Raw genomic sequence first — 25,226 nt, 5'->3', positions numbered from 1 at the left:
ACGGCTCTGGATCAGCCCTTGGCCACGAGGTCGGCGTAGCTGGTCTCGGTCATCAGGCCATCCAGCTGGCCGGCGTCGGACAGCTTGACCTTGAAGAACCAGCCGGCGCCCAGCGGGTCGCTGTTGGCCAGCGAGGGGTCGGCGCGCAGGGCCTCGTTGACTTCCACGATCTCGCCGCTCAGCGGCATGTAGACGTCGGCGGCGGCCTTGACCGACTCGACCACGCCGGCCACGTCCTTCTGCGCGAAGGTCTTGCCGACCTCGGGCAGGTCGACGAACACCACGTCGCCCAGCGCGTCCTGCGCGTGGTGGGTGATGCCAACGATGGCGATGCCGCCCTCGGCTTCGACCCATTCGTGGTCTTCGGTGTATTGCTTGGTCATGGGGTTCTCCGTTGGAAACGATAAAAGGGGTTCAGCCGCGGTGGTAGCGCGGCGGCAGGAAGGGCAGGGTGCTGATTTCCATGGGCACGGCCTTGCCACGCACGATGGCGTTCACGCGGGTGCCCACGGCGGCATATTCTGCCCCCACGTAGCCCATGGCCACGGGCTTGTCGACGCTGGGGCCGAGCAGGCCGCTGCTGACTTCGCCGATGGTTTCGCCGGCCAGGTTCTGCAACGCGGTGTGTTCACGCACCGGCACACGCTCCAGGGCCACCAGGCCCACGCGTTTGCGGGTCAGCGCTTCGGTGCCGTCCAGCTGCGCCAACACCCGGGTGGCGCCGATGAAGCCACCCGCGCGCGCGCCGCCCCTGCGGCGCACTTTCTGCATGGCCCAGTTCAGCGCCGCTTCCACCGGCGTGGTGGTGGTGTCGATGTCGTTGCCGTACAGGCACAGGCCGGCTTCCAGGCGCAGCGAGTTGCGCGCGCCCAGGCCGACGGGCATGACCTCGGGCTGGGCCAGCAGGGCGCGGGCCAGGGCCTCGGCCTGGGCGGCGGGCACCGAGATCTCGAAGCCGTCCTCGCCGGTGTAGCCGCTGCGGGTGACGTAGAGATCGGCGCCGCGCCAGCTGACATCGGCGCCGGTCATGAAGACCAGTTTCTCCACGCCGGGCAGCACGCGGGCCAGCGCGGTCACGGCCTGGGGGCCTTGCAGGGCGAGCAGGGCACGGTCGAACTGGTGTTCGATGGTGCAAAGGCTGCCGATCTGGGCTTGTATGTGCGCCAGGTCGCCGTGTTTGCAGGCGCCGTTGACGATCACGAAGATGTCGCGGCCCCGGTTGACGAACATCAGGTCGTCGATGATGCCGCCCTGGTCATTGAGCAGCAGGCCGTAGCGCTGCCTGTGTGCGCCGAGGTCGATCACGTCGACCGGCATCAGGCGCTCGAAGGCGGCCGCGGCGCCGGGCCCGACCAGGCGCATCTGGCCCATGTGCGACACGTCGAATAGGCCGGCGGCCTGGCGGGTGTGGAGGTGTTCGGCCATCAGGCCGGGCTTGTACTGCACCGGCATGTGGTAGCCGGCAAAGGGCACCAGGCGGGCGCCGAGTTCGGTGTGCAGATCGTGCAGCGGTGTGCGGAGCAGGTCGTCGGTCATGGGCGGACATCCATAGCGGGGCCATACACGGCTTGCGCCGTGCACCAGCCCCACTGTCCGCTTTACCTGAGAGATTCACGCGGGCGATGCCGCGCTTGCTCCTTCGGTGGGCCTCCCGGTGTCCGGGTGGGCCTCTCTCCAGGGGGGAATCGCCCGTTGCCGGGCGTCTGCCAGTCCTTTTGCCTGAGCGTTCAGGGCTTGATTGGGCAAGCCTCCTGCGCCTTCGGCGGCTTCCTCGGGGGAAGCGCTCTCCTGACGGGTGGCATTGTAGCGGCATACCGCCCGGCGATCGGGCTTTGTTGGTACAGTGGGCCGAGATGGTCGAATCCGTGGCACCACTTTGGGAAACCGCATGGGCTTGAAGAGCAGGATCCTGCTGGCTGTCTCACTCAGCGTGTTGTTCAGCACGCTGGTGATGCTGCTGCTGTTCCTCAAGGTGCTGCGCGAGGACACGGAACAGCTGGTGGGTGCCCAACTGTCAGACACGGTGGCGTTTGTGGCCGACGGGTTGGCCCAGGGCCTGCATGTGCGTGTCGAAGTGCTGCAGCGCCTGACGGACAGCTTGCCGGCAGATGCGGTCGAGCAACCCGAGACCTTGCGCCGGGCGCTGGCGCTGCAGCCTTTTCCGGCCGATCTGTTCTCGCTGGGTGGCGGCGTGGTGCGTCTGCGGGACATGCGCGTGGTGGCGGAGATGCCGCCGGTGCAGCCGGGCCGCCTGGGCGGTTACGCGGGCAACAACAAGCAGTCGGTCGCGGCCGCCAGCCAGCCACGGGTGTTCGTCGGCCAGCCTTACCTCGGCACCTTTTCCCACAAGCCCATTTTCCCCATCTACGTCCCGCTGCTGGACGAGCGGGGCGCGCACGTGGCCATGGTCGGTGGCATCAGCCAGCTCACCGACCGTGCGCTGTTCAACGGCCTGCAGGCCATGCACCTGAGCTCCAAGGGCTATGTCCTGGTGGTCTCGCGCAGCGCCCGCATGATCATTTCCTCGTCCGACACCAACCGCCTGCTGGAGAACCTGCCGCCGCCAGGCATCAACGCCAACATCGACCGGCGCCTGACAGGCTTCGAGGGCCTGGCCATCGGTCGTTCGCTCAAGGGTGAGGAAGTCCTCTCCGTCGCGCGCGCGGTGCCCGATTTTCCCGACTGGATGGTGATTGGTGTCGTGCCGACCCACGAGGCCTTTGGGCCGGTGCGCCGCCTGCGCAACAGTTTCCTGGTGCTGGCCCTGGCGGTCACGGCGCTGTGCTTGCTGGTGCTGTGGCGCATGGTGTCGCGCCAGTTGCGCCCGCTGGAACGGGCGAGCCGCGACATGGCGCGCATGCGCAAGGGCGAATTGCCGCTGGGCCCGTTGCCGCTGGCGGGGCCGGCCGACGAAATCGGGGAGATGATCACCCAGTTCAACGAGCTGGTGTCCGATCGGCGTCTTTATGAGGAACGCGTGGCCCACCTGGCCTACCACGACGCGCTGACCGACCTGCCCAACCGGCGCATGGCCCAGGTGCAGTTCGAGCACATGCGCCAGCAGGCCCGGCGCCACGGGTATGGCCTGGCCCTGGTGCTGCTGGACCTGGACGGGTTCAAGGCCATCAACGACGCGCTGGGCCACACCACGGGCGACGAATTCCTGACCAACCTGGCCCAGCGCCTGCGCGCGGGCGTGCGCAGCATCGACGTGATCAGCCGCCTGGGCGGCGACGAGTTCCTGGTCCTGCTGCACGAGGTGCAGGAACCGGGGCAGGTGGCGGGGGTCTGCACCAAGCTGCTGCACATCGGCAGTGAACGTGTGGATGTCCAGGGCCACGAGCTGTCGTCGTCGATTTCGGTGGGGGTGGCGGTCTATCCCTCGGATGGCGAGGACTTCGAGACCTTGTTCAAGTGCGCCGACGTGGCCATGTACGAGGCCAAGCGCAGCGGCCGCAACACCTGCCGTTTCTTCACCGAGCGGCTCAACGTGGCGGCCGAGGAATACCAGAAGGTGCGCGAAGGCCTGCGCCGGGCCATCGACGGGGGCGAGCTGGTGTTGCATTACCAGCCCCAGCTCGAGGTGGCCACCGGCCGCGTGGTGGGGGTGGAGGCGCTGGTGCGGTGGTTGCATCCGGTGGAGGGCCTGATCCACCCCGGTCGATTCATCGCGGTGGCGGAGCAGAGCGGGCTGATCGTCCCGCTGGGCGAATGGGTCATGCAGGAGGCCTGCCGCCAGGCCGCCCTGTGGCACCGCGCGGGCCACGCCGACCTGCTGGTGGCGGTCAACGTGTCGGCCTTGCAATTCATCCGGGGCCACGTCGACGAGCTGATCCAGTGCTGCCTGCTGGCGTCGGGGCTGCCGGCCCATTGCCTGGAGCTGGAGATCACCGAATCGGCCCTGATCACCGACGCCCCGCTGGTGCTGGCGCAGCTCGAGCGCATCGAGGCTTTGTACACCCAGCTCGCGCTCGACGACTTCGGCAGCGGCTATTCCAGTTTTGCCTACCTGCGCCAGCTGCGGTTGGACAAGCTCAAGATCGACCAGCTGTTCGTGCGCGAACTCACGCAGTCGGCGCAGGCCGAAACCCTGCTGGCGGCCATGGTGCAGATGGGGCATGGCCTGGGTTTCAAGGTGCTGGCCGAAGGGGCGGAAACCGCCGAGCAGATCGACACCTTGCGCCGGCTGGGCTGTGACCAGATCCAGGGATATGGCTTCGCGCGCCCCATGGACGCGGCCGCCATGACCACCTTCCTGTCCAAGCATGCCGCAAGCACCCTTCCGGCGCAGGCCGGCTGAATGCGGCGGCGGATACGCGCTCAGACCGGCAGGGCGCGCGCCAGCAGACGGTCGACATCCATCGCCTGCGGGTTGAGCATGCCGCTCACCTGGCCCCAGTGGGCATCGAAGCGGGTGGCGATGAAGGCATCGGTCACGAAGGCCGGGGCTCCCCGCCGCAGCAGACAGGCCTGTGCCAGCACGGTGAGCCGCGTGGTGAACTGCCGGCCCAGTCCTTCGAGTTCGGCTGGCGGGGTCTGCAGCAACTGCGCCAGTGCCAGCGCCTCCTGCTTCAGCCGCGCCTCGCCCGCCGCCATGTCCATCAGGTCGGCCAGCAGCAGGCGGGCGTGCTCGGGCTGGCGGGCGATGCCCCGCATCACGTCCAGGCACATCACGTTGCCCGAGCCTTCCCAGATGGAGTTGACCGGAGCCTCGCGGAACAGACGGCCCATGATGCCTTCTTCCACGTAGCCGTTGCCGCCGAACACCTCCATGGCCTCGCCCGTGAGTTCGACCGCGCGCTTGCAGACCCAGAACTTGGCGGCTGGGGTCATGAGCCGGTGCCAGGCCTGCGACAGCGGGGTGTCGTGTTCATAGGCTTCGGCCAGGTGCATGCCCAGGGCGAGCGCGGCCTCGCTCTCCAGCGCCATGTCGGCCAGCACCGCCCGCATCATGGGCTGCTCGGCCAGCACGTTGCCGAAGGCGCGGCGCTGACGGGTGTAGGCGATGCCCTGCACCAGGGCCTGGCGCATCATGGCGGCGCTGCCCAGTACGCAGGTCAGCCGCGTGTAGGTGGCCATCTCGATGATGGTCGGGATGCCGCGGCCGGGCTCGCCCATGAGCAGGCCCCAGGCGTCGTGGAACTCCACCTCGCTGCTGGAGTTGCTCCTGTTGCCGACCTTGTTCTTCAGGCGCTGGATGTGGATGGCGTTCTTGCTGCCATCGGGCCGCCAGCGCGGCACGAAGAAGCAGGCCAGGCCGTCCTCGGGCGTGCGCGCCACCACCAGGTGGGCGTCGCACATGGGTGCCGAGAAGAACCATTTGTGGCCACGCAACAGGTATTCGGCGCCACGCCCGCCCGGGCCCACCGGGGTGGCCGTGGTCTGGTTGGCGCGCACGTCCGATCCGCCCTGCTTTTCGGTCATGCCCATGCCGATGTAGATGGACTGCTTCCGTTCGATGGGCCGGTCGGCGGCATCGTAGGCGTCGCTGTAGAGTTTGTCGCCCAGCTGCGCCCACAGCTCGGGTTCGCGCTGTAGCAGCGGGATGGCGCCCAGCGTCATGGTGGACGGGCACAGGGTGCCGGCCTCGATCTGTGCGTGCTGGTAGAACCCGGCCGACCACGCCGCCCAGCGCCCGGGCGCCGTGTCGCGCAAGGGCGCCGAGATCAAGCCCGCGCCACGGTAGCGCGCCAGCAGCTCGTGCCAGGCGGGGTGGAAGTCCACGCGGTCGATGCGGCGGCCGCGGGCATCGAAGGTCTTGAGCTCGGGCGTGTGGCGGTTGGCCAGGTCGGCCAGGGCGTAGCTGTCGGTCGTGCCCATGCGCCGGCCATAGTCGCTCAGTTGCGCCAGGGCCTGGTGGCCGCCGTGGCGCAACACGGCTTCCTGCAGCGCCGCGTCGGTGTCGAACAGGTTGTAGCCACTCAGTTCGTCGAACTGGTTGCTGACCTCGTGTGTTTCCCAGGCCATGCTAATGTCTCCGTGTCGCAACTGATTGCATCTCAAAGTGTAGGAGCCATGGGCGCTGCGCGTGTTCGGATTTCCGGGGCCTTGCCGGGGGGAGGCAAAGGCACATCGCAGGCCCCGAGGCGGCGGCCCACGCAGTCGCGCGCGCTGGCCAGTTCTCAGGCCCTGCAGGAGGCCTTTGTTCGGGTTTTGCTGGAGCGCGGCTTCGAGGCGATGACGGTGCGCGAGCTGGCCGGCGTGGCCGGCGTGGGCATAGGCACCTTCTACGACTATGTGGGCAGCAAGCAGGCGCTGGCGGCGTTGACCATCCACCTGCGCGTCAAGCGCCTGGGACAGGGGCTGCTGGAGGTGGCCACGGCCTGCCGCGGCCGCCCCCTGGCGGAACTGGTTGACGCGGTGCTGGACCAGCAGTTTGACGCCCTGCACGCCGATGCCCGGGCCTGGGCGGCGCTGTTCCTGCTTGAACGCCAGATCACCGACGCCGAGGCCTACCGCAAGAACTACCGCCGCTATGTGGCGGCCTGGGCCGAGGCACTGGCCCTGGCCGCCGACCCGCCACCACCTGAGCGGCTGCCCAGGGTGGCGCGCATGCTGCATGTCTTGGCTTACGGCAGCACCTCACAGGCGTTGCTCACGCAGGGGGCGAGGGTGGACTGGGCTCAGTTGCGTGCCGACATCGGGCAGTTGGCACGGACCTGCTGCCTGTTCCCGGCCAACGCGGTACCGTGCAAGGAATGACCACCCGGTGCCCCATCAGCCTCCCCGGGCACGCGATGTGCCCCTGATGTGGTTTCACCGGGTGGGTTCCATGTCTGGATCGACAATCGTTGCGCCGTCCGCCGGGCCGAATGTTAGAGCTGCCTGTGGGGACCGTCCAATGCGGATTGCGTCACAATCGCTTGCAGTCCACTCATACCCTCCGCCATGGAAATTCGCCAGCTCAAGCATTTGCTGACTGTCGCTCGCACCGGCTCCTTCAGCCGTTCGGCCGAGGAACTGCATCTGACACAGTCGGCCTTGAGCCGCAGCATCCAGAGCCTGGAAGACGAGATGGGGGGCCCCCTGCTGGACCGGCAGAGCCGCCATTGCCAGCCCACGCCGCTGGGCGAGACCGTGTTGGCCCATGCGCGGCGGGTGCTGCGCGAGGTGGAAGCGCTGAAAACCGGCACCAAGGACTGCGCCGAAGGCCGGCGCGGTTCGTTGGCGCTGGGCCTGGGACCCACCGCCAGCGCCATTTTGATCCGGCCGCTGACCCACCACATGATCCGGGCGCACCCGGGCATTTCGCTCTACCTGTCCAGCGCGCTGCCGGTATCCCAGCTGCTGGAGTTGCGTGCTCGGCAGCTGGACATCGTGATCGGCGAGCACAGTGCCTTTCTGGACGCCAAGGACCTGCACATCGAACACATCGCCGCGCTCAAGGTGGCGGCGGTGTGCCGGCCGGGGCACCCGCTGGTGGGCCGGCAGGGCGTGTCGTTCACGGATCTGCTGGAGTTTCCGTCCGTGTCCACCACCGTGGGGCCGGAAATTGTCCACCGGCTGGTCAGCGCCTTCGGGCCGGACGCCCATCCCGATCGGGGGACAGCCATGCGCTGCGAGGATGTGGGTGTGCTGTTGGACGTGGCGCGCCACACCGACGCGGTTTATATCGGCGTGCGCGCGCCGGCCAACGGTGATCTGGCCAGCGGCCAGCTGGTGGAGCTGCCGGTGCTGACCGGCTTGCCACTGGAATCCAAGCAGTGCATCGTCACACTCGAAGACCGCTGGGAAGCCTTGCAGCAGATGCTGGAGATCGTGCGCCCCCTGGCGACGAGCCTGCTGTCGGATATTGACTGAACCGCTGACCGAGCGCGCCCCATCCAAAAATAGCTCTTTGCTCGTTGCTTATGGATGTGCAAATCTGCCGAGGGAAAGGTTGAGACGTTGCGTGGCGGGGAGTGGGGCTGGGGCGCATCGCTCAACGGCGCGCAAACCACCAAGGTCGTGGTGCAGGTAGCTGATGGCGATGCCTCGAAAGCGGCGCATCCAGCCCTTGAGGCGCGCGTGGTAGACGTTGGCGTTCTGGATATGCCAAGCACCCCGCACGCGCGAGCCCGTGGTCATGTTCGGGGCGGGGTGCTCGATGCCCATCACGCAGGCCGCACCGGCCATGGCCGAGCTGCCATCGATGCATAGCACCGCGTCCGGGGCCAGTACCGGAGCGAGTGCGGCCAGGATTTTGCGCTTGCTGCTGCGGCCCGGAATGAAGTCGGCGCAGCCGCCTAAGCGGTCTCGGACCACCAGCGCAGGTACGTGGTCATCGCATGTGCCTCGGGCGCTGGCGTGGCCACCCCGGTGCCGGGGTGCACGTCCGCTCACGAGTTGACCCTTGGCCGAACGCAGAAGGAAAGTTTCATTGGCTTCGGCGATGCCGCTGAGCAGTGCCGACTTGGCCTGCTGGGCCAGGCGCAGAAAGCGGTGGCGCCAGCGGATTGCCGTGCTGGGAGCCACCTGCAGACGCTCGGCCGCCTGATGCACGCTCTGCCCTTCGTCGAGCACCCGGGCTTGCGCCAGTCACTTGTGACGCTGTCGTAGTGAAGGCAGCCGATGGGGGCATCGCACGCGCGGTCATGTTCCTGCACCTGTCGGCGCTCATCGGGCGTGTGCAACTGCGCCATCAACGTCTGGTGCTGCCTCGGGCTGAATCCCCGCAGGCGCTCCACCCATCGGTTTCAGTCTTGTTTGCGCATCGCGCTTAGCCAGGGTGCTTCCGGCTTGTTGCCGTACCTTGGTCACGATGCAGGACAGCCGGCTCATGGCCTGAGCCTGTCACCACCAAATGCGAAAAGAGCAAAAAAAACCCGGACATTGCGGTCCGGGTTTGAATCCACCCCGTTGAGGGCAGAGGAGACAACTGAAGTCTGCTGGCTGGCAGCAGGGAGATGCTTGGTTCGGTGAGCACCGGAGCCTTGCATACAATGCCGCTAGTATAGCCAAATAATGCTGCGTCGCAACAGAATTTCGCGGGTTTACCCGAATATTTTTAGAGAAGGCTCTCCATGGATTGCACCGTCACCTGGACCGGACACGCCGGCACCCGTTCGAGCATGGGCTTTGTGGCCGAAACCGGCACCGGCCATGTGATCAACATGGACGGGGCCCCCGACGCTGCCAAGCCCGAGAACGGCGGCGCCAACCTGGCCGCGCGTCCCATGGAATTGCTGTTGGCAGGCACCGGTGGCTGCACCGCCTACGACGTGGTGCTGATCCTCAAGCGTGGCCGGCACGACGTGCGCGGCTGCAGCGTGCAACTCAGCAGCGAACGCGCCGCCACCGAGCCCAAGGTGTTCACCAAGATCCACATGCAGTTCACCGTCACCGGCAAGGGCATTCCCGCCAGCGCGGTGGAACGCGCGATCGCCATGAGCCACGAAAAGTACTGCTCCGCCAGCATCATGCTCGGCAAAACGGCCGAGATCACCACCGGCTTCGACCTGGTCGAAGCCTGATCGGCAGCTTCCGCCAAGGCGGTGGACCCACCGGGGGTGCCACCGATCTGGCTTTGCCAGTCGGTCGGCATCGCGCCTTGGGGTGTGACGCCGTAGGCGGCGCGGGGGACCTTAAATCCGCTCGAAAATCGCCGCGATGCCCTGGCCGCCGCCGATGCACATGGTCACCAGCGCGTAGCGGCCCTCGATGCGCTGCAACTCGTACAGCGCCTTGACGGTGATCAGCGCGCCGGTGGCGCCGATGGGGTGGCCCAGCGAGATGCCCGAGCCGTTGGGGTTGACCTTGGCCGGGTCCAGGCCCAGCTCCTTGGTCACCGCACAGGCCTGGGCGGCAAAGGCCTCGTTGGCCTCGATCACGTCCAGGTCGTTCACCGACAGCCCGGTGCGCTTGAGCACCGCCTGGGTGGCCGAGATCGGGCCCACGCCCATGATCTTGGGGTCCAGGCCGGTGTGGGCGTAGCCCACCAGGCGCGCCAGGGGCTTGGCGCCACGGGCCTTGGCCGCGCCGGCCTCCATCAGCACCACGGCCGCGGCGGCGTCGTTGATGCCCGAGGCGTTGCCGGCCGTCACCGTGCCGTTTTCCTTGACGAACACGGGCTTGAGCTTGGCCATGTCGTCCAGCGTGCAGTTGGGGCGGAAGTGCTCGTCGGTGGCGTAGGCCACGTCGCCCTTCTTGCTCTTGAGCATGATGGGCACGATCTGGTCCTTGAACAGTCCGGCCTCGGTCGCGCGCTGCGCGCGGTTGTGGCTTTCCACGGCCAGGGCGTCCTGCATCTCGCGGGTGATGCCGTACTTGGCGGCCACGTTTTCGGCCGTCACACCCATGTGGATGGTGTGGAAGGGGTCGTGCAGGGCGCCGATCATCATGTCCACCATCTTGGTGTCGCCCATGCGCGAGCCCCAGCGCATGTTCAGGCTGGCGAAGGGCGCGCGGCTCATGTTCTCGGCGCCGCCGCCGATGGCGATGTCGGTGTCGCCGAGCAGGATGCTCTGGCTGGCCGAGACGATGGCCTGCAGGCCCGAGCCACACAGGCGGTTGACGTTGAAGGCGGGCGTGCCTTCGGCGCAGCCGCCGTTGATGGCTGCCACGCGCGACAGGTACATGTCCTTGGGTTCGGTGTTGACCACGTGGCCGAAGACGACGTGGCCGACGTCCTTGCCCTCGACGCCGGCACGCGCCAGCGACTCGCGCACCACGGTGGCGCCCAGCTCGGTCGGGGGAATGTCTTTCAGGCTGCCACCAAAGGTGCCAATGGCGGTGCGCACTGCGCTGACGACGACGACTTCTCGGCTCATGAATATCTCCTGCGGGATGGATGGAACAGGCCGGCGTAGGCCCGCCGGCTCAGCCCGCCATCTTAGCCAATGGGCTGATGCTAGCCTGACGCCGCCGCCCGCCTCACCTTCCGTCAGGCCGGGAGGCGGGCCAGCAACCGCAACCTTCCGCCCTCATGCCGCACCGCCAGCAACTCGCCCATGGCGGTGAATTCGCCCGTGTAGCGGCTGATGTTGACTTGGTGGGTGACCAGCACCAGCGGTCCGGGGCCGCGCCAGCTGCGGGCCGCCGCCAGCACCGCGGTGGCGCCGCTTTCGCCGTCGCCCTGGCCGTTGAAGAAGGAGTTCAGCGGTGACCAGACCTGGACCCGGCCAAAAGCCAGTTGCGCGGTGTCCACGCAACGGCACCAGGCGCTGGTGCGCACCTCGGCCACGGCCACCGCGTGTGCCGCGAAACGTTCGCCCACCGCCCGCGCCTGGATGCGACCGGCCTCGCTGAGGTTGCGCTGGCTGCTGCAGTCGCCGAGCCGCAAGCCGGGTGGGTCACCGATGCCGGGCTCGGTCTGGGCGTGGCGCATCAGCAGCACCGTGCCGGGCTGTTTCGCGGCGGCCCAGAAAACGGTGTCGGGTGTCTGCGCCAGGGCTGCGCGTCCCAGTGCCAAGGCGCCAGCGGCGCGCAGCAGGGCGCGCCGACGGGTGGGGTGAATCGGGGGCATGGACGGGGTGCCTCGTGGAAGTCCCTCAGAATGGAGACCTCAATTGTGGAGATGGCGGCCCAACCCTGCTGCCCCAAGGACATGCACACCGACGACACCGCCTCTGCCGAAGGCGAATGGCACCCGCTCTGCCAGGCCAGCGAACTGCTCGACAGTGGCCGGGCGTGCTCCTTTGATGTCAATTACGCGGGCCAGACCTGTCGTGCCTTCGCGGTGCGCTACCAAGGCCAGGTGCACGCCTACCTGAACCGCTGCAGCCATGTGGCCATGGAGATGGACTGGCAGCCCGACCGTTTTTTTGACCTCACCGGCCATTACATCGTTTGCGCGGCCCATGGCGCCATGTTCCGACCCGACACCGGGCACTGCGTCGGCGGGCCGGGGCGGGGAGGGCTGTTCAAGATCGAAACCACCGAACACGAGGGTGTGGTGTTCTGGCGGTCACAATACCACCTCAAGCCAGTGCTGTTTTGAGCGAACTGGTGCTTATTGAACCGCCCCATGGAAGACGACAACCGAGTGACCGATGCCATCCCTCAGCCCGCCACGCCGGCCCCCGATCCCGGCTGGGAGCGTGCCGCGCTGGAGCGGCTGCTGACGGCCCAGCTGACCGAACAACGCGCCGCGCGGCGCTGGCGGGTCACGCTGCGGCTGCTGTGGCTGGGTTTCCTGGCGGCCGTGGCCTGGGCCTTGTTCGCCCATTCGCCCAGCAGCCCGACCACCAGCTCACCCCACACCGCGCTGGTTGAGATCCAGGGCGAGATCGCGGTGGGCACCGAAGCCGGCGCCGACCCCATCGTCAGCGCCATGCGTCAGGCTTTCGAGGACAGTGGCTCCCAGGCCGTGGTGCTGCAGATCAATTCGCCCGGGGGCAGCCCGGTGCAGGCCGGCATCATCAACGACGAGATCCTGCGCCTGAAGGCGCTGCACAAGAAGCCGGTCTACGTGGTGGTGCAGGAAACCTGCGCCTCGGCGGCCTACTACATCGCCGCGGCGGCCGACAAGATCTACGTCGACAAGGCCAGCATGGTGGGCAGCATCGGTGTGCTCATGGATGGCTTCGGTTTCACCGGCTTGATGGACAAGCTGGGCGTGGAGCGCCGGCTGCTCACGGCGGGCGAGAACAAGGGCTTCCTCGACCCGTTCAGCCCGCAGAGCGAGGTGCAGCGCGCCTACGCTCAGTCCATGCTGACGGAAATCCACCAGCAGTTCATCCAGGTGGTCAAGAAGGGGCGCGGCGAGCGCCTCAAGGAAACGCCCGAGATGTTCAGCGGCCTGGTTTGGAGCGGTGAAAAGGCCGTGGCCCTGGGCCTGGCCGACGATTTCGGCAGCCTGGACCACGTGGCTCGCGACGTGGTGAAGGCCGAGGACATCGTCGACTACACCCACCGCGAGAACGTGGCCTCGCGCCTGGTGCGGCGTTTTGGCGCCAGCATGGGCGAAGGCGCGGTGCACGCCATGCACCGCCTGCGCTGGTCGGTTCGCTGACCGGCGCCGGGATGCCCCGTCACACTGGCCGGGCATTCGTTTCACACCCTCTGACAAATCGCCAAGCTGCTGCCACAATGAAGCCGTAACAACGCTGCGGCGAGGTGTGGCATGTGGGCTGATTTGCACGAATGGCGCCGGGAGCCGATGGCCTCCACCGTCGGTGGCCGCCACCCGGACTCGGCAAGGGGCCCACGGCCATGAAGCGCCCACCGCTTTACAGCGCCCGGCCACGCGCGGTGGCTGCGGTTCAGAACGACCCACCCGCGGCTGTCACAGCCCCGTCCACCGACCCGACACCCCCACAGGCGGTCCCATCGGCTGCGGTTGGCCCGCGCTGGCGCCGCTGGGCGGCACAGCCCGGAGTGATGTGGGCCGCCATGGCGGTGCTGGCCCTGCTGCTGTGCGCCAACCTGCTGCGCACCGGCCAGTCGGGGCGCCCGATCACGCAGAAAGTCATCGACGCGGCGGTGCTCAAGACCCTGGAGACCCAGACCTTGCCGTCGGCCGCCACCCGCGCGCAGGAGGCGGTGGCCGGCTCGGTGGTGCGTGTCATGTCCTACGGCAAACACCCCAAGACCGGCGAAGAGGTCGAGCTGGGCGTGGGGACCGGCGTGGTCATCGTCGACAAGGGCGTGATCCTGACCAACCTGCACGTGGTCAACGGCGCGCAGAAGATCAAGGTGGCCTTCGCCGATGGCCTGGAGTCGGGTGCATCCATCACCGGCGCCCAGCCCGAAAACGACCTCGCCGTGCTGCAGGCGCACGAAATCCCCGACGACCTGCACGCGGCCACGATGCGCTCCACCGGCGATCTGCGCGCCGGCGACCAGGTGGTGGTGGTCGGTTTCCCCTTCGGCATCGGCCCCTCGGTGTCCGCCGGGGTCGTTTCGGGCCTGGGGCGCTCCTTCCGCTCGCCCGAAGGCAAGCAGACCATGACCAACCTGATCCAGTTCGACGCCGCCGCCAACCCGGGCAACTCGGGCGGTCCCCTCGTCACCATGGATGGCGAGGTGGTCGGCATCGTCACCGCCATCCTCAACCCCACCTCGGCCCGCACCTTCGTCGGCATTGGTTTTGCCGTGCCCATCGAGAACGCCGCCTCTGCCGCCGGCCTGCCCCCTTTCTGAACACCCAAGGAGTTTCCATGAGCGATGCCCGCCCACAAGATCCTGCCACCGCCCAGCTGATGGAGCGCATCCTCTACGAGGTCAAGCGCGTGGTGGTGGGGCAGGACCGTTTCCTGGAGCGTGTGATGGTGGCCATGCTGGCACAGGGCCACCTGCTGGTGGAGGGCGTGCCCGGCCTGGCCAAGACGCTCACCGTCAAGACGCTGGCGCAGGCGGTTCGCGGTCAGTTCAAGCGCATCCAGTTCACGCCCGACCTGGTGCCGGCCGACCTGGTGGGCACACGCATGTACAACCAGAAAACCGCAGAGTTCAGCACCACGCTGGGTCCGGTGTTCACCAACCTGTTGTTGGCCGACGAGATCAACCGCGCGCCGGCCAAGGTGCAGAGCGCGCTGCTGGAGGTGATGCAGGAGCGCCAGGTGACCATCGCCGGTGAGTCCCACAAGGTGCCCGAACCTTTCCTGGTGATGGCGACCCAGAACCCGATCGAAACCGAAGGCACCTACCCGCTGCCCGAGGCCCAGGTCGACCGCTTCATGATGAAGGTGCTGGTGGACTACCCGACCGACGAGGAAGAGTACGTGATCGTCGAGCGTGTGACCGGCCCACGCATCGACGTGTCGCCCGTGGCCAGCACCGAGCAACTGGCCGCGCTGCAGGCCGAGTGCCGGCAGGTCTATGTCGATCCCTCGCTGGTGCAGTACGCGGTCAAGCTGGTGTCGGCCACGCGCAAGCCCGAGGCCCATGGGCTCAAGGACTTGTCGCGTTTCATCACCTTCGGCGCCAGCCCGCGCGCCACCATCGGCCTGACCGAAGGCGCCCGCGCCCTGGCCATGCTGCGTGGGCGCAGCTACGCGCTTCCCGAGGACATGCTGGACCTGGTGCCCGATGTGCTGCGCCACCGTGTGGTGCTGTCCTACGAAGCCTTGTCCGAAGGGCTCAGCGCCGACCAGGTGGTGGCCAAGATCATGGCCAAGATACCGCCGCCGGCCAAGCCGCTGGAGCACGAGAAACGGGCCGCTTGAGGCCCGCCCGCCATGGATCAAGTCCTTGCCATCCCTCCGTCTCCCGCTGGCGGCGAGGCCGAGGCCTTGTTGCGCCGGCTCGAATGGACGGTGCTCAAGCGCCTGGACGGTGTGCTGCAGGGAGATCACCGCACCCTGATGCGCGGCACCGGCCTGGACCTCGCCGACCTGCGCGAGTACCAGCCCAGCGACGACGTGCGCCACATCGACTGGAACGTGACCGCACGGCTGGGCCAGCCCCACGTGCGCCAGTTCATGGAAGACCGCGAGATGAACGCGTGGTTTCTGCTGGACCTCAGCCCCTCGGTCGATTTCGGCTCGGGCCAGCAGACCAAACGCCGCGTTTCGCGCGAATTTGTGGGTGTGGTGGCGCGCCTGCTGACCCGGCACGGCAACCGCATCGGCGCGCTGCTCTACGGCGGACGCCAGCAGCGTGTGCTGCCCGCGCGGGGCGGGCGCCAGCAGGTGTTGGAGATGCTGCACGCCATGGCCGAGCCGGAGGTGCCGCCGGCCGCGGGCGACACCACCCGCCTGCACGACATGCTGGCGGCGGCGCTGCCCATGCTCCAGCGCCGCTCCACGGTGTTCGTGGTGTCGGACTTCATCAGCCAGCCCGGCTGGCACCAGGCGTTGGGGCGGCTGGTGCTGCGCCACGACGTGGTGGCCGTGCGCCTGCTCGACCCGCTGGAGCTGGAGCTGCCCGACCTCGGCCTGGTGACCCTGCGCGACGCCGAAACCGGCGAGCAGGTGCTGGTGGACACCCACGACAGCGGTTTTCGCCGCCGTTTCGCCCGCATCGCCGCGCAGCGCGAGGCCGAGCTGCGCGAAGCCCTGGTGCTGGCCGGCGTGGACACGCTCGAACTCTCGACCGACGACGACCTGGTCGACGCCCTGGTGCGGTTTGTCGACCTGCGCCGGCGCCGCCAGCGCCTGCACAACGGCATGCCGCTGCCGCGTCACCTGAGCGCGGCTTAGCCATGCACATGGAAGGAGGACCCGCATGAAATTCCCCGTCACCTTCTTCTGGCCGCACTTCCTGTGGCTCTTGCTGCTGGTGCCGCTGCTCTTGCTGGTCTATGTGTGGCTGCTGCGGCGCAAGAAAAAAACAGCGGTGCGCTACGCCAGTCTGTCCATCGTGCGCGAGGCCATGGCAGGCGGCTCGCAGTGGCGCCGTCACGTGCCGCCGGCGCTGTTCCTGCTGGCCCTGACCGCCATGCTGCTGGCCGCCGCGCGGCCTTTCGCCACGCTGACCCTGCCGTCGCTGCAGCAGACCATCATCCTGGCCATGGACGTCTCGGGCAGCATGCGCGCCACCGACGTCGAGCCCAACCGCCTGGTGGCCTCGCAGAACGCGGCCAAGGCCTTCCTGGCCGAGCTGCCGCGCCACGTGAAGGTGGGCATCGTGGCCTTTGCCGGCACCGCCCAGGTGGTGCAGCCCGCCACACTGAGCCGCGAGGACCTGGTGGCCGCCATCGACAAGTTCCAGATGCAGCGCGCCACCGCCATCGGCAGCGCCATCGTGGTGTCGCTGTCCGAGATCTTTCCCGATGCCGGCATCGACCTGTCTTCCATGATGTATGGCCGCGACAAGCCTCGCGGCCAGGCCATCGACCAGGGCAAGACCGAGAAAAAGGAACACACGCCGGTGCCCGCCGGCTCCTACAGCTCGGCCGCCATCATCCTGCTCACCGACGGCCAGCGCACCACCGGCGTCGACACCCTGGAAGCCGCCAAGATGGCGGCCGACCGCGGCGTGCGCGTCTACACCGTGGGCATCGGCACGGTGGAGGGCGAGACCATCGGTTTCGAGGGCTGGTCCATGCGCGTGCGCCTGGACGAGGAAACCCTCAAGGAAGTGGCCAACCGCACCCAGGGCGAGTACTACTACGCCGGCACGGCGGAAAACCTCAAGAAGGTCTACGAGGCCCTGAGCACGCGCCTGACGGTGGAGAAGAAGGAGACCGAGGTGTCGGGGCTGCTGGCCCTGCTGGCAGCGGCATTGGCGGTGGTGTCGGCCGGGCTGTCCTTGCTGTGGTTCAACCGGATTGCCTGAAGAGAACCTCCCGCCCAACGGGCACAATCGCCCGCCATGAATGTCGACATCCTGATCGCCGGCGGAGGCATCAGCGGCTTGGCCGCGGCACTGGCCTCGGCGCGCGCCGGCCACACGGTGGCCCTTTACGAGCAGGCCACGCGTTTTGGCGAGGTGGGCGCCGGCCTGCAGCTCGGGCCGAACGCGGTGCGGGTGCTGGCCGACTGGGGCCTGCTGGATGCCTTGCGCGCCTGCGCCGCCTTTCCCGAACAGCTCTGTGTGCGCGATGCCCGCAGCGCGGCGCAGCTCGGTCGCCTGCGCCTGGGCACCCAGGCGGTGGCGCGTTATGGCCAGCCCTACGCCACCCTGCACCGGGCCGACCTGCACGCGCTGCTGTTGCAGGCGGTGTCGGCCCAGCCGGGCGTGACGTTGACCCTTGACCAGGGAGTGACCGACTGGCGGGCCGATGACCAACTGGTGCGGCTGGACCTGAGCGGCGGCGCGGAGGCCACGGGTCGGCTGCTGCTGGGCTGTGACGGCCTGTGGAGCCGCGTGCGGGTGCCGCTGCTGGGCGATCAATTGCCGCAGCCCACCGGACACCTGGCCTACCGGGGAATGGTGCCGCTGGCCGACCTGCCCAGCGGCCTCCAGCCTGGCGATGTCACGGCCTGGCTGGGACCGCGCATGCACGCCGTGTGTTACCCCGTGCGGTGCGGCGACTGGCTCAACGTGGTGGTCATCGTGCAGGGCCGGCTCGACGGCGATGTGCAGAACTGGAGCCACGCGGCCGACCCTGGCGAACTGCGTGTGGCCATGGGACCGGTGGCGCCGGCCTTGTCGGCGCTCCTGGCCGCGGTGCCGCAGTGGCTGCGCTGGCCGCTGTTCGAGCGCCCCCCCATCACCGGACCACAGGCCCACGGGGCCGGGCGCGTGGCCCTGCTGGGCGATGCCGCCCATCCGATGCGGCCCTACCTCGCCCAGGGCGCGGCCATGGCGCTGGAAGACGCCTGGACGCTGGGCCGGCTGCTGGCGCGCGGCCCACAGGCGTTGGCCGATCCGGCGCCGCTGGTGGCGCAGCTTGGCGCCTTGCGCTGGCGGCGCAACGCCTGGGTGCAGGCGCGCTCGCGCCGCAACGGCCGCGTCTTTCACCTGCAACCGCCGCTGAGCCTGGGGCGCAACCTGGCGATGGCGCTGCTGGGCGAGCGGCTGCTTGACGTGCCGCGCCTCTATGGCGGCCCCCCCAGCGTTTAACATCCGCCCTTTGCCGACCCACCGGAACACCCGCATGAACACCGCCCAATTGCCCCGCCGCCTGCTGCTGTCGTCCGCCATCTGCAGCCTGGCCCTGACTGCCGGCGCCGCCTGGGCACAGCCCCGGCAGGCGGCCTGGCCCAGCAAGCCGCTGCGCCTGGTGGTGGGCTTCCCGGCCGGCTCGTCGCCCGACCTGACCGCGCGCACACTGTCCGAGCCGCTGTCGCAGGCCCTGGGCCAGCCGGTGGTGGTGGAGAACAAGCCCGGTGCCGGCGGCAACATCGCCGCCGACCAGGTGGCCAAGGCCACCGATGGCCACACCTTCGGCTTGATGATCAATGGCAACATGACCATCGCCAAGCTGCTCAACCCGGCCGTCACCTACGACCCGCTCAAGGACCTGGCGCCGGTGAGCCTGCTGGCCACGGCGCCGCTGGTGCTGGCGGCATCGACCCAGTTGCCCGCCGGCGCGGCGGCCGTGCTGGCGGCGGCCCGCCAGGGCGGTGACAAGTTCAACTACGGCACGCCCGGCAACGGCACGGTGGCGCACCTGGGCATGGAGCTGCTCAAGGGCAAGGCCGGCATCGCGCCGGTGCACGTGCCTTACCCGGGCAACCCGCAGGTGGTGACGGCCATGGTGGCCGGCGACGTGCAGCTGGCCCTGCTGCCCCCGGGCCTGGCGATGCCCCAGGTGCGCGCCGGCAAGCTGCAGGCGGTGGGAGTGACCTCGGCCGGCCGCAGCAGCCTGGTGCCCGATGTGCCCAGTCTGGCGGAGGCCGGCATCGCCGGTTTCCAGCTGGAGATCTGGAACGCGGTGGCGGCACCCGCCGGCACGCCGCCGGCCGTGATCAACAAGGTCTCGGCCCTGCTGGTCGAGATCGTGCGCCGGCCCGAGGTGCGCGAGAAGCTGTTCAACCAGGGCTGGCAGGTGGCCGGCACCTCGCCCCAGGGCCTGGCCAACCGCATCCAGCGCGACACCGCCGAGATGGGCGAGGTGATCCGGCGCAACCAGATCCGGTCGCAGTGATTTGAGCCGATGGGGGTGGCCCGAGGAGGGCATGCCAGCGGCGGCTTGCCCAAGCGCTTCTGGATCGGGGTGGCTGGGTGCCCTGTGCAGCGGCATCAAGGAGGAGGGCGCGAAGCGCCCGGGGGACAGCCGCGGAGCAGGGCGCCCGGTCGCCCCGATCCCGCGAGGCAGCTGAGCAAACACTCAAGCAGCTGCCAGGGGGCAACTGCCTGGTGAGCCTCACTGCGGCTTGTAGCCGGCGTTCCTGACCATGTTGGCCGAAAAGTCCTGCGTGGCCTTGAGGCGGGCGTTGAGTTCGGCGGCGCTGCCGGCGTGGGCGTTGATGCCCAGGTTGGCCAGCTTCTCGGCGAAGTCGGCCGACTTCACGACCTTGGTGATCGCGGCGCCGTAGCTCTCCACCAGGGCGGCGGGTGTGCCGGCCGGCGCGAACACGCCGTTGAAGATCATGTCCTCGTAGCCCTTGATGCCGAGTTCGGCGTACGTGGGCACGTCGGGCAGCAGCGACAGGCGGCTGCTGCCGTTGACCGCCACGATGCGCAGCTTGCCGGCCTTGGCCGGCGGCGACATGGCGCCCACCGAACCGATGCCTGCAGGGATCTGGCCGGCCATCACGTCCTGCACGATGGGGGCGTCGCCGCGGTAAGGCGCGGCCTTCAGGTCCAGCGCCAGGGCCTTGGCCACCACGCCCACCGCGAAGTCGGGCGCGCTGGCGGGGGCGGGAACGCCGACGTTGCCCTTGCCCGGATTGGCCTTCACCCAGGTGGCGAATTCCTTCATGCCCGCGTTGGGGTTGCCGATGAGGCTGGTGTTGATGACAAACACATCGGGGTTGACCGCGACCATGGCCACCGGGACGAAGTCCTTGGCCGTGTCGAAGCCCGGGTTGTTGACGGTCAGCGGGATCATGGCCACGGTGTGGCTGTTGGACAGGAACAGCGTGGTGCCGTCGGGCTTGGCGCCCTTGAGGGTTTGCGCCGCGATCTGGCCACCGGCACCGGGCTTGTTGTCCACCACGACGCTGCGGCCCAGCTCCTGCTGCAGGCCCAGGGCCAGTTGGCGGGCGATGGCGTCGCTGCTGCCACCGGCGGGGAAACCCACCAGCAGCTTGATGGGTGGTCCATCGGCCAGGGCGGGGCCGTGGGCCAGCGTGAACGCGGTGGCGGCCATCAGGGCGAGTAGAGCGGGGCGTCGTTTCATGGTGGGAACTCCTGGGAGGGTGGTGGAAGGGAAAATCATTGCAAGAGGCGGGCCAATGGGGTGTGAGTGCATGGCGGGTTTGTTCACACCTTCTCAGTCGAGGTCGAACACCTTGCCCGGGTTGAGCAGGTTCAGCGGGTCCAGCGCCCGCTTGATGGCGCGCATGGCGGCCAGCTCGGCCGGGCCGCGGCTGGCGCTCAGGTGGGGCTTCTTGTGCAGGCCGATGCCGTGTTCGGCCGACACGCTGCCGCCGGCCTCGGCCACCAGCGCGTAGACGATGGCCTCGACCGCGTGTTCTGCTTCGGCAAACGACAGATCGCCCAGCGAGCGCGCGTCGGTGCTCAGGTGCAGGTTGCCGTCGCCCAGGTGGCCAAAACGCAGCGAACGATGACCCGGAAAACGGGCCGAGAGCGCGGCCATGCAGCGATCGGCAAAGGCGCCGATGGCGGCCTGCGGCAGGCTGATGTCGAAGTTGATGGGCGACAGCCGCGAGGGAAACTCGGCCGTGATCTCGCGCAGCCGCCACAGGCCGGTGGCCTGGGCCTGCGATTGCGCCAGCACGGCGTCCAGCACCAGGCCGTCTTCCATGGCCTGGCCCAGCACCTCCTCCAGCGCATGCGCCAGCGCGGGCTGGTCGCTGCCGCTGAGGTCGGTCAGCGCCAGCAGGGGGTGGTCCTCGTCAAACGGGCGCGGCAGGCCGGTCCAGTCCAGGGCGTGCCGCAGGAAGTCCTGCCACATCAGCTCGAAGGCCGCCACGCCGCCCGGGGCGCGCGCCTGCAGGCGGCCCAGCAGTTCCAGCGCGCTGGTCACGTCGGGCACGGCGGCCAGGGCGGTGGCGCGCGCCGGCTGCGCCGGCTGCAGGCGCAGCTGGGCTCGGGTGATGATGCCCAGCGTGCCCTCGGCGCCGATGAAGAACTGCTTGAGGTCGTAGCCGGTGTTGTTCTTGACCATGGGGCGCAGCATGTCCAGCACCGTGCCGTCGGCCAGCACCACCTCCAGGCCCAGGGTTTGCTCGCGCATCATGCCGAACTGCACCACGCCGTTGCCGCCCGCGTTGGTGGCCAGGTTGCCGCCGATCTGGCAGCTGCCGCGCGCCCCGAGGTCGACGCCAAACAGGCAGCCGGCGGCCTGTGCCGCTTCCTGCACGGCCTGCAGCGTGGCCCCGGCCTGCACCGTGGCCACGCGGGCCACCGGGTCCAGGGTCTCGATGGCGGACATGCGCTCCAGGGAGAGCGCCACGGAGCCCGGCGTGGGCACGGCACCGCCGGCCAGGCCGGTCAGGCCGCCCTGCGGCACCACCGGCACGCGGTGGGCATGGCACAGGCGCAGCGCGGCCGACACCTGCGCGGTGCTGGCGGGGCGCAGCCAGGCCAGCGGGGCCAGGGGCTGGGTGCCGCTCCAGTCGGTGTGGCGTTCGGGGGGAATCGTGTCGCCGGTGCGCACGGCGTCGGCGCCGAGTGCCTCGGTCAGCGCCTGGATGAAAGGGTGGGAAAGTGGGGTCATGTGCTGTGACAGGTGTGTGAAGCGCAGTATGAAAGCTGCGCTCGCCCACCGCCAATACGACCTGCTCCCTCAATCCATAGGTTCTTCCCTATGGCCCGTGTTGTGCGGCAGGCGCCCTTGCAGCACCCCTTGTTCCATCAACGTGGCCACGGTCTCCTGCAGGCATTGGCGCGTGGCGTCGGCGGCGGGCGTGAGCGGCGCGCCGGCCGGCCAGGCGATGGACTGGATGCGGGTCAGGGTGGGCTCGACGATGTCCAGCGCCAGCACCTTGTGCGCGCCTTCGGTGGCGGCAAAGGCGTTGACCGGCAGCAGGGCCTGGGCCAGGCCGTCGCGGACCAGGGCGCGGGTGAGTTCGGCGTCGTTGATCTCGTAGCGCACGTTGAGGCTGCGCCGGCGGGCGTTGGCCACGCGCTCGATGAGCTTGCGCTGGTCGTGCTGGCGGTCGGCCGCCACCAGGGGGCGGTCGCCGATGTCGTCGAAGCGGATGTGGCGCTGGCGCGGCGGCCAGCTGCCGCGGGCGCCGAACAGGCAGAAGTGTTCCTCGTACACCGGTTCGCTCAGCAGGCTGGGCAGCTCGAAGGCGTTGGGCATGAGGGCCAGGTCCACGCTGCGGCCTTCCACCAGCTGGCGCATCTGGTGCGACAGGCCGGTGGTGACGAACACCCGCACGTCGGGGTACCGCGCCTCCATGGCGCGGTACAGCGGCACGATCACCACGGCGGCAATCGATCCGTCCATGGCCAGGCGCACCTCGCCGCGCGGCAGACCTTTGACGGCGGCCACCTCGTCGGGCAGGTGGTCGAGCTGGCGCAGGATGGTGCTGGCGCGGTCGAACAGGCGCTGGCCGGCCGGGGTGAGGGTGACGCCGCGCGCATGGCGCTTGAGCAGGGGCACGCCCAGCTCTTCCTCGATGGCGGCCATGTGCTGGCTCAGCGAGGGCTGGGCGATGTGCAGCGCCAAGGCGGCCTGGCTGATGCTGCCGGCCTTGGCGATGGCGATGAAATAGCGCAGCTGGCGCGGGCTCACAGCGCGGTGCGCAGGGTCCAGATCTCGGGGAAGAGCACGACGTCGAGCATCTTGCGCAGGTAGCTCACGCCGCCGGTGCCGCCGGTGCCGCGCTTGAAGCCGATCACGCGCTCCACCGTGGTCACGTGGCGGAAGCGCCAGAGCCGGAAGGCGTCCTCGAGGTCGGTCAGCTCTTCGCCCAGCTGGTACAGGTCCCAGTGCTGCGATGGGTTGCGGTAGACCTGCAGCCAGGCGGCTTCGACGCCCGGGCTGGCCACGTAGGGCTGCGTCCAGTCGCGCTCCAGGTACTCGGCCGGCACGGGGATGCCGCGGCGCGCCATCAGGCGCAAGGCCTCGTCGTACAGCGAGGGCGCATCGAAGCTGGCACGCACCAGGGCCAGCAGGTCGGGCCGGTGCTCGTGGGGCTTGAGCATGGCCGGGTTCTTGTTGCCCATCGAATACTCGATGCAGCGGTACTGGTAGCTCTGGAAGCCGCTGGACGCGCCCAGGTAGGGCCGCATGGCGGTGTACTCGGGCGGCGTCATGGTGGCCAGCACGTCCCAGGCGTGGACCAGCTGCTCCATGATCTTGCTCACCCGCGCCAGCATCTTGAAGGCCGGCGGCAGCTCGTCGGCAGCGATGTGCTGGATGGCGCCGCGCAGCTCGTGCAGCATCAGCTTCATCCACAGTTCGCTGGTCTGGTGCTGCACGATGAACAGCAGTTCGTCGTGGGTGGGCGACAGCGGCTTCTGCGCGCTCAGGATGCTGTCGAGCTGCAGGTAGTCGCCATAGCTCATGGAGCGGCTGAAATCCAGTTGCGCCTTTTCCTCATGGACGATGGACTCCGGCGCCGAGGGGGCCGGGGCCGGCGCGTTGGAATGGGCGTGGGGGCACATGGGGGAGGGCTCCTGCGCGGATGGGCTTACAGCACCGACGCCATGGCGTTGGCCACGTAGTCGACGTTGGTGGTCGACAGGCCCGACATGCACATGCGACCCGAACGCACCAGGTAGACGCCGTGCTCGTCGCGCAGGCGGTTGACCTGGGCCTCGCTCAGGCCGGTGTAGCTGAACATGCCGCGCTGGGTCAGGAAGTAGTCGAAGTTGCGCTCGCCCTTGAAGCGCTCGGTCAGCACCCGGTGCAGGCGTTCGCGCATGTCCTTGATGCGCGCGCGCATGCCGGTCAGTTCGTCGGCCCACAGGGCGTACAGCTCGGGCGACTGCAGCACCTGGGCGATGACTTGCTCGCCGTGGGTGGGCGGGCTGGAGTAGTTGCGGCGCACCGTGGCCTTGAGCTGGCCCAGCACGGTGTCGGCGGCGGCCGCGTCGCTGCAGACCACGCTCAGGCCGCCACAACGCTCGCCATAGAGCGAGAAGTTCTTGGAGAAGGAGTTGGCGACGAAGAACTGGATGCCGGCGTCGGCCATGGCGCGCAGGGCGAAGGCGTCTTCATCGAGCCCGTCGCCAAAGCCCTGGTAGGCCATGTCGACGAAGGGGATCAGGCCACGGCGCTCGATCACCGGGATCAGGGCGCGCCACTGGTCCTGCGTCAGGTCGACGCCGGTGGGGTTGTGGCAGCTCGCGTGCATGAGCACGATGCTCTGCGCCGGCAGGCTGTCGAACTTGGCCAGCATGGCGTCGAACTTCAGGCCGCCGGTGCTGTCATCGTAGTAGGGGTAGGTGTGGACGGTGAAGCCCGCGCCTTCGAACAGGGCGACGTGGTTTTCCCAGGTCGGGTCGCTGACCCACACCTCGGCCTTGTCAAAGTAGCGCTTGAGGAAGTCGCCGCCGACCTTGAGCGCGCCCGAGCCGCCCAGGGTCTGGATGGTGGCGATGCGGCCGCTCTTGACGGCCTCGCTGTGGGCGCCGAACACCAACTGCTGCACCGCGCTGCGGTAGGCGGGTGCGCCTTCCATGGGCAGGTAGGGGCGGGGGCCAATGTGGGCCAGCGCGTCGGTCTCGGCGCGGCGCACCGATTCGAGCACCGGCAGGCGGCCCTGTTCGTCGAAGTAGATGCCGATCGAGAGGCTGACCTTGCTGGGGCGCGGGTCCTTCTGGAAGGTCTCCATCAGCGACAGGATGGGGTCGCCGCCGTAGGCGGGCACGTGGGCGAACAGCGAGGGGGA

The 25,226-nt window shown here is 68.7% G+C and carries 23 protein-coding genes and 2 riboswitches; of the genes, 12 read left to right on the top strand and 11 right to left on the bottom strand.

The window, feature by feature from the left end:
- Positions 1–11 precede the first annotated feature (11 nt).
- Both gcvH and gcvT read right to left on the bottom strand, forming a co-directional pair.
- Complete coding sequence (gcvH, locus tag AAHB17_RS07365; protein ID WP_342129884.1) at positions 12–383, bottom strand: glycine cleavage system protein GcvH; 372 nt, start codon at positions 381–383, stop codon at positions 12–14.
- A gap of 31 nt (positions 384–414) precedes the next feature.
- A complete protein-coding gene (gene gcvT, locus AAHB17_RS07360; protein ID WP_342129883.1) occupies positions 415–1,536 on the bottom strand; it encodes a glycine cleavage system aminomethyltransferase GcvT in 1,122 nt (373 codons plus the stop codon).
- A gap of 43 nt (positions 1,537–1,579) precedes the next feature.
- A riboswitch (glycine riboswitch) is annotated at positions 1,580–1,688 on the bottom strand.
- 9 nt (positions 1,689–1,697) lie between these two features.
- Positions 1,698–1,801, bottom strand: a riboswitch (glycine riboswitch).
- An 87-nt stretch (positions 1,802–1,888) separates the two neighbouring features.
- Between gcvT and AAHB17_RS07355 the strand changes: the two genes are divergently transcribed.
- On the top strand, positions 1,889–4,300 hold the full coding sequence (locus AAHB17_RS07355; protein WP_342129882.1) for a putative bifunctional diguanylate cyclase/phosphodiesterase: 2,412 nt from the start codon (positions 1,889–1,891) through the stop codon (positions 4,298–4,300).
- 20 nt (positions 4,301–4,320) lie between these two features.
- Here the strand turns inward: AAHB17_RS07355 and AAHB17_RS07350 are convergent, their stop codons facing one another.
- On the bottom strand, positions 4,321–5,967 hold the full coding sequence (locus AAHB17_RS07350; RefSeq protein WP_342129881.1) for an acyl-CoA dehydrogenase family protein: 1,647 nt from the start codon (positions 5,965–5,967) through the stop codon (positions 4,321–4,323).
- 48 nt (positions 5,968–6,015) lie between these two features.
- On the opposite strand from AAHB17_RS07350, the gene AAHB17_RS07345 reads away from it, so the two are divergent.
- Both AAHB17_RS07345 and AAHB17_RS07340 read left to right on the top strand, forming a co-directional pair.
- Complete coding sequence (locus tag AAHB17_RS07345; protein WP_342129880.1) at positions 6,016–6,702, top strand: TetR/AcrR family transcriptional regulator; 687 nt, start codon at positions 6,016–6,018, stop codon at positions 6,700–6,702.
- Positions 6,703–6,888: 186 nt separating this feature from the next.
- A complete protein-coding gene (locus AAHB17_RS07340; protein ID WP_342129879.1) occupies positions 6,889–7,800 on the top strand; it encodes a LysR family transcriptional regulator in 912 nt (303 codons plus the stop codon).
- Positions 7,801–7,848: 48 nt separating this feature from the next.
- Here AAHB17_RS07340 and AAHB17_RS07335 read toward each other — a convergent pair whose 3' ends face one another.
- A complete protein-coding gene (locus AAHB17_RS07335; RefSeq protein WP_342129878.1) occupies positions 7,849–8,502 on the bottom strand; it encodes an IS1595 family transposase in 654 nt (217 codons plus the stop codon).
- 500 nt (positions 8,503–9,002) lie between these two features.
- Here AAHB17_RS07335 and AAHB17_RS07330 point away from each other — a divergent pair, with 500 nt between their 5' ends.
- The gene (locus AAHB17_RS07330) at positions 9,003–9,452 is read left to right on the top strand and encodes an OsmC family protein (RefSeq protein WP_342129877.1); all 450 of its coding nucleotides are present in this window, start codon (positions 9,003–9,005) and stop codon (positions 9,450–9,452) included.
- 111 nt (positions 9,453–9,563) lie between these two features.
- On the opposite strand, the gene bktB is transcribed toward AAHB17_RS07330, so the two are convergent.
- Positions 9,564–10,748, bottom strand: coding sequence for a beta-ketothiolase BktB (gene bktB / locus AAHB17_RS07325; protein ID WP_342129876.1), 1,185 nt, complete (start codon positions 10,746–10,748; stop codon positions 9,564–9,566).
- A 113-nt stretch (positions 10,749–10,861) separates the two neighbouring features.
- A complete protein-coding gene (locus tag AAHB17_RS07320) occupies positions 10,862–11,443 on the bottom strand; it encodes a histidine phosphatase family protein (RefSeq protein WP_342129875.1) in 582 nt (193 codons plus the stop codon).
- Positions 11,444–11,524: 81 nt separating this feature from the next.
- Here AAHB17_RS07320 and AAHB17_RS07315 point away from each other — a divergent pair, with 81 nt between their 5' ends.
- The 8 genes from AAHB17_RS07315 (at position 11,525) to AAHB17_RS07280 (ending at position 19,396) form a co-directional block, all read left to right on the top strand.
- Positions 11,525–11,917 carry a Rieske (2Fe-2S) protein gene (locus AAHB17_RS07315; RefSeq protein ID WP_342129891.1) on the top strand — a complete coding sequence of 131 codons (393 nt, stop codon included), beginning with the start codon at positions 11,525–11,527 and terminating at the stop codon, positions 11,915–11,917.
- 27 nt (positions 11,918–11,944) lie between these two features.
- A complete protein-coding gene (locus tag AAHB17_RS07310; RefSeq protein ID WP_342129874.1) occupies positions 11,945–12,931 on the top strand; it encodes a S49 family peptidase in 987 nt (328 codons plus the stop codon).
- Between the two features lie 200 nt (positions 12,932–13,131).
- Positions 13,132–14,061, top strand: coding sequence for a S1C family serine protease (locus tag AAHB17_RS07305; protein WP_342129873.1), 930 nt, complete (start codon positions 13,132–13,134; stop codon positions 14,059–14,061).
- Between the two features lie 17 nt (positions 14,062–14,078).
- On the top strand, positions 14,079–15,086 hold the full coding sequence (locus AAHB17_RS07300; RefSeq protein ID WP_342129872.1) for an AAA family ATPase: 1,008 nt from the start codon (positions 14,079–14,081) through the stop codon (positions 15,084–15,086).
- 12 nt (positions 15,087–15,098) lie between these two features.
- Positions 15,099–16,061 carry a DUF58 domain-containing protein gene (locus tag AAHB17_RS07295; protein ID WP_342129871.1) on the top strand — a complete coding sequence of 321 codons (963 nt, stop codon included), beginning with the start codon at positions 15,099–15,101 and terminating at the stop codon, positions 16,059–16,061.
- A gap of 25 nt (positions 16,062–16,086) precedes the next feature.
- Positions 16,087–17,139: a VWA domain-containing protein gene (locus AAHB17_RS07290; RefSeq protein ID WP_342129870.1), complete on the top strand. Its 1,053-nt coding sequence runs from the start codon at positions 16,087–16,089 to the stop codon at positions 17,137–17,139.
- Positions 17,140–17,175: 36 nt separating this feature from the next.
- Positions 17,176–18,369: an FAD-dependent monooxygenase gene (locus tag AAHB17_RS07285; protein WP_342129869.1), complete on the top strand. Its 1,194-nt coding sequence runs from the start codon at positions 17,176–17,178 to the stop codon at positions 18,367–18,369.
- Positions 18,370–18,403: 34 nt separating this feature from the next.
- Complete coding sequence (locus AAHB17_RS07280; RefSeq protein WP_342129868.1) at positions 18,404–19,396, top strand: Bug family tripartite tricarboxylate transporter substrate binding protein; 993 nt, start codon at positions 18,404–18,406, stop codon at positions 19,394–19,396.
- Between the two features lie 219 nt (positions 19,397–19,615).
- Here AAHB17_RS07280 and AAHB17_RS07275 read toward each other — a convergent pair whose 3' ends face one another.
- The 5 genes from AAHB17_RS07275 to AAHB17_RS07255 form a co-directional block, all read right to left on the bottom strand.
- Complete coding sequence (locus AAHB17_RS07275; protein ID WP_342129866.1) at positions 19,616–20,593, bottom strand: tripartite tricarboxylate transporter substrate-binding protein; 978 nt, start codon at positions 20,591–20,593, stop codon at positions 19,616–19,618.
- A 93-nt stretch (positions 20,594–20,686) separates the two neighbouring features.
- Positions 20,687–22,096, bottom strand: a complete 1,410-nt coding sequence (locus tag AAHB17_RS07270; protein WP_342129865.1) for an FAD-binding oxidoreductase — start codon at positions 22,094–22,096, stop codon at positions 20,687–20,689.
- A 69-nt stretch (positions 22,097–22,165) separates the two neighbouring features.
- Positions 22,166–23,122 carry a LysR family transcriptional regulator gene (locus AAHB17_RS07265; RefSeq protein ID WP_342129864.1) on the bottom strand — a complete coding sequence of 319 codons (957 nt, stop codon included), beginning with the start codon at positions 23,120–23,122 and terminating at the stop codon, positions 22,166–22,168.
- Positions 23,119–23,997 (bottom strand): tryptophan 2,3-dioxygenase, encoded by an 879-nt coding sequence (gene kynA, locus AAHB17_RS07260; protein ID WP_342129863.1) that lies wholly within the window; start codon positions 23,995–23,997, stop codon positions 23,119–23,121. The genes AAHB17_RS07265 and kynA overlap by 4 nt, the downstream gene beginning before the upstream one ends.
- A gap of 26 nt (positions 23,998–24,023) precedes the next feature.
- Entirely contained in the window at positions 24,024–25,217 is a 1,194-nt protein-coding gene (locus AAHB17_RS07255) for an amino acid aminotransferase (RefSeq protein WP_342129890.1), read from the bottom strand.
- Between the last annotated feature and the right edge of the window lie 9 nt (positions 25,218–25,226).

Origin of the sequence: Hydrogenophaga sp. OTU3427 (assembly GCF_038440225.1) — a bacterium.
GTDB lineage: Bacteria > Pseudomonadota > Gammaproteobacteria > Burkholderiales > Burkholderiaceae_C > Hydrogenophaga.
The sequence above is the reverse complement of the archived record's forward strand: the minus strand, read 5'-3'. Positions and strand labels throughout refer to the sequence as shown.

What these genes read in the sequence shown, in the direction of transcription:
- gcvH (WP_342129884.1), bottom strand. Translation starts at nt 383, where the DNA reads ATGACCAAGCAATACACCGAAGACCACGAATGGGTCGAAGCCGAGGGC.
- gcvT (WP_342129883.1), bottom strand. Translation starts at nt 1,536, where the DNA reads ATGACCGACGACCTGCTCCGCACACCGCTGCACGATCTGCACACCGAA.
- AAHB17_RS07355 (WP_342129882.1), top strand. Translation starts at nt 1,889, where the DNA reads ATGGGCTTGAAGAGCAGGATCCTGCTGGCTGTCTCACTCAGCGTGTTG.
- AAHB17_RS07350 (WP_342129881.1), bottom strand. Translation starts at nt 5,967, where the DNA reads ATGGCCTGGGAAACACACGAGGTCAGCAACCAGTTCGACGAACTGAGT.
- AAHB17_RS07345 (WP_342129880.1), top strand. Translation starts at nt 6,016, where the DNA reads ATGGGCGCTGCGCGTGTTCGGATTTCCGGGGCCTTGCCGGGGGGAGGC.
- AAHB17_RS07340 (WP_342129879.1), top strand. Translation starts at nt 6,889, where the DNA reads ATGGAAATTCGCCAGCTCAAGCATTTGCTGACTGTCGCTCGCACCGGC.
- AAHB17_RS07330 (WP_342129877.1), top strand. Translation starts at nt 9,003, where the DNA reads ATGGATTGCACCGTCACCTGGACCGGACACGCCGGCACCCGTTCGAGC.
- bktB (WP_342129876.1), bottom strand. Translation starts at nt 10,748, where the DNA reads ATGAGCCGAGAAGTCGTCGTCGTCAGCGCAGTGCGCACCGCCATTGGC.
- AAHB17_RS07320 (WP_342129875.1), bottom strand. Translation starts at nt 11,443, where the DNA reads ATGCCCCCGATTCACCCCACCCGTCGGCGCGCCCTGCTGCGCGCCGCT.
- AAHB17_RS07315 (WP_342129891.1), top strand. Translation starts at nt 11,525, where the DNA reads ATGCACACCGACGACACCGCCTCTGCCGAAGGCGAATGGCACCCGCTC.
- AAHB17_RS07310 (WP_342129874.1), top strand. Translation starts at nt 11,945, where the DNA reads ATGGAAGACGACAACCGAGTGACCGATGCCATCCCTCAGCCCGCCACG.
- AAHB17_RS07305 (WP_342129873.1), top strand. Translation starts at nt 13,132, where the DNA reads ATGAAGCGCCCACCGCTTTACAGCGCCCGGCCACGCGCGGTGGCTGCG.
- AAHB17_RS07300 (WP_342129872.1), top strand. Translation starts at nt 14,079, where the DNA reads ATGAGCGATGCCCGCCCACAAGATCCTGCCACCGCCCAGCTGATGGAG.
- AAHB17_RS07295 (WP_342129871.1), top strand. Translation starts at nt 15,099, where the DNA reads ATGGATCAAGTCCTTGCCATCCCTCCGTCTCCCGCTGGCGGCGAGGCC.
- AAHB17_RS07290 (WP_342129870.1), top strand. Translation starts at nt 16,087, where the DNA reads ATGAAATTCCCCGTCACCTTCTTCTGGCCGCACTTCCTGTGGCTCTTG.
- AAHB17_RS07285 (WP_342129869.1), top strand. Translation starts at nt 17,176, where the DNA reads ATGAATGTCGACATCCTGATCGCCGGCGGAGGCATCAGCGGCTTGGCC.
- AAHB17_RS07280 (WP_342129868.1), top strand. Translation starts at nt 18,404, where the DNA reads ATGAACACCGCCCAATTGCCCCGCCGCCTGCTGCTGTCGTCCGCCATC.
- AAHB17_RS07275 (WP_342129866.1), bottom strand. Translation starts at nt 20,593, where the DNA reads ATGAAACGACGCCCCGCTCTACTCGCCCTGATGGCCGCCACCGCGTTC.
- AAHB17_RS07270 (WP_342129865.1), bottom strand. Translation starts at nt 22,096, where the DNA reads ATGACCCCACTTTCCCACCCTTTCATCCAGGCGCTGACCGAGGCACTC.
- kynA (WP_342129863.1), bottom strand. Translation starts at nt 23,997, where the DNA reads ATGTGCCCCCACGCCCATTCCAACGCGCCGGCCCCGGCCCCCTCGGCG.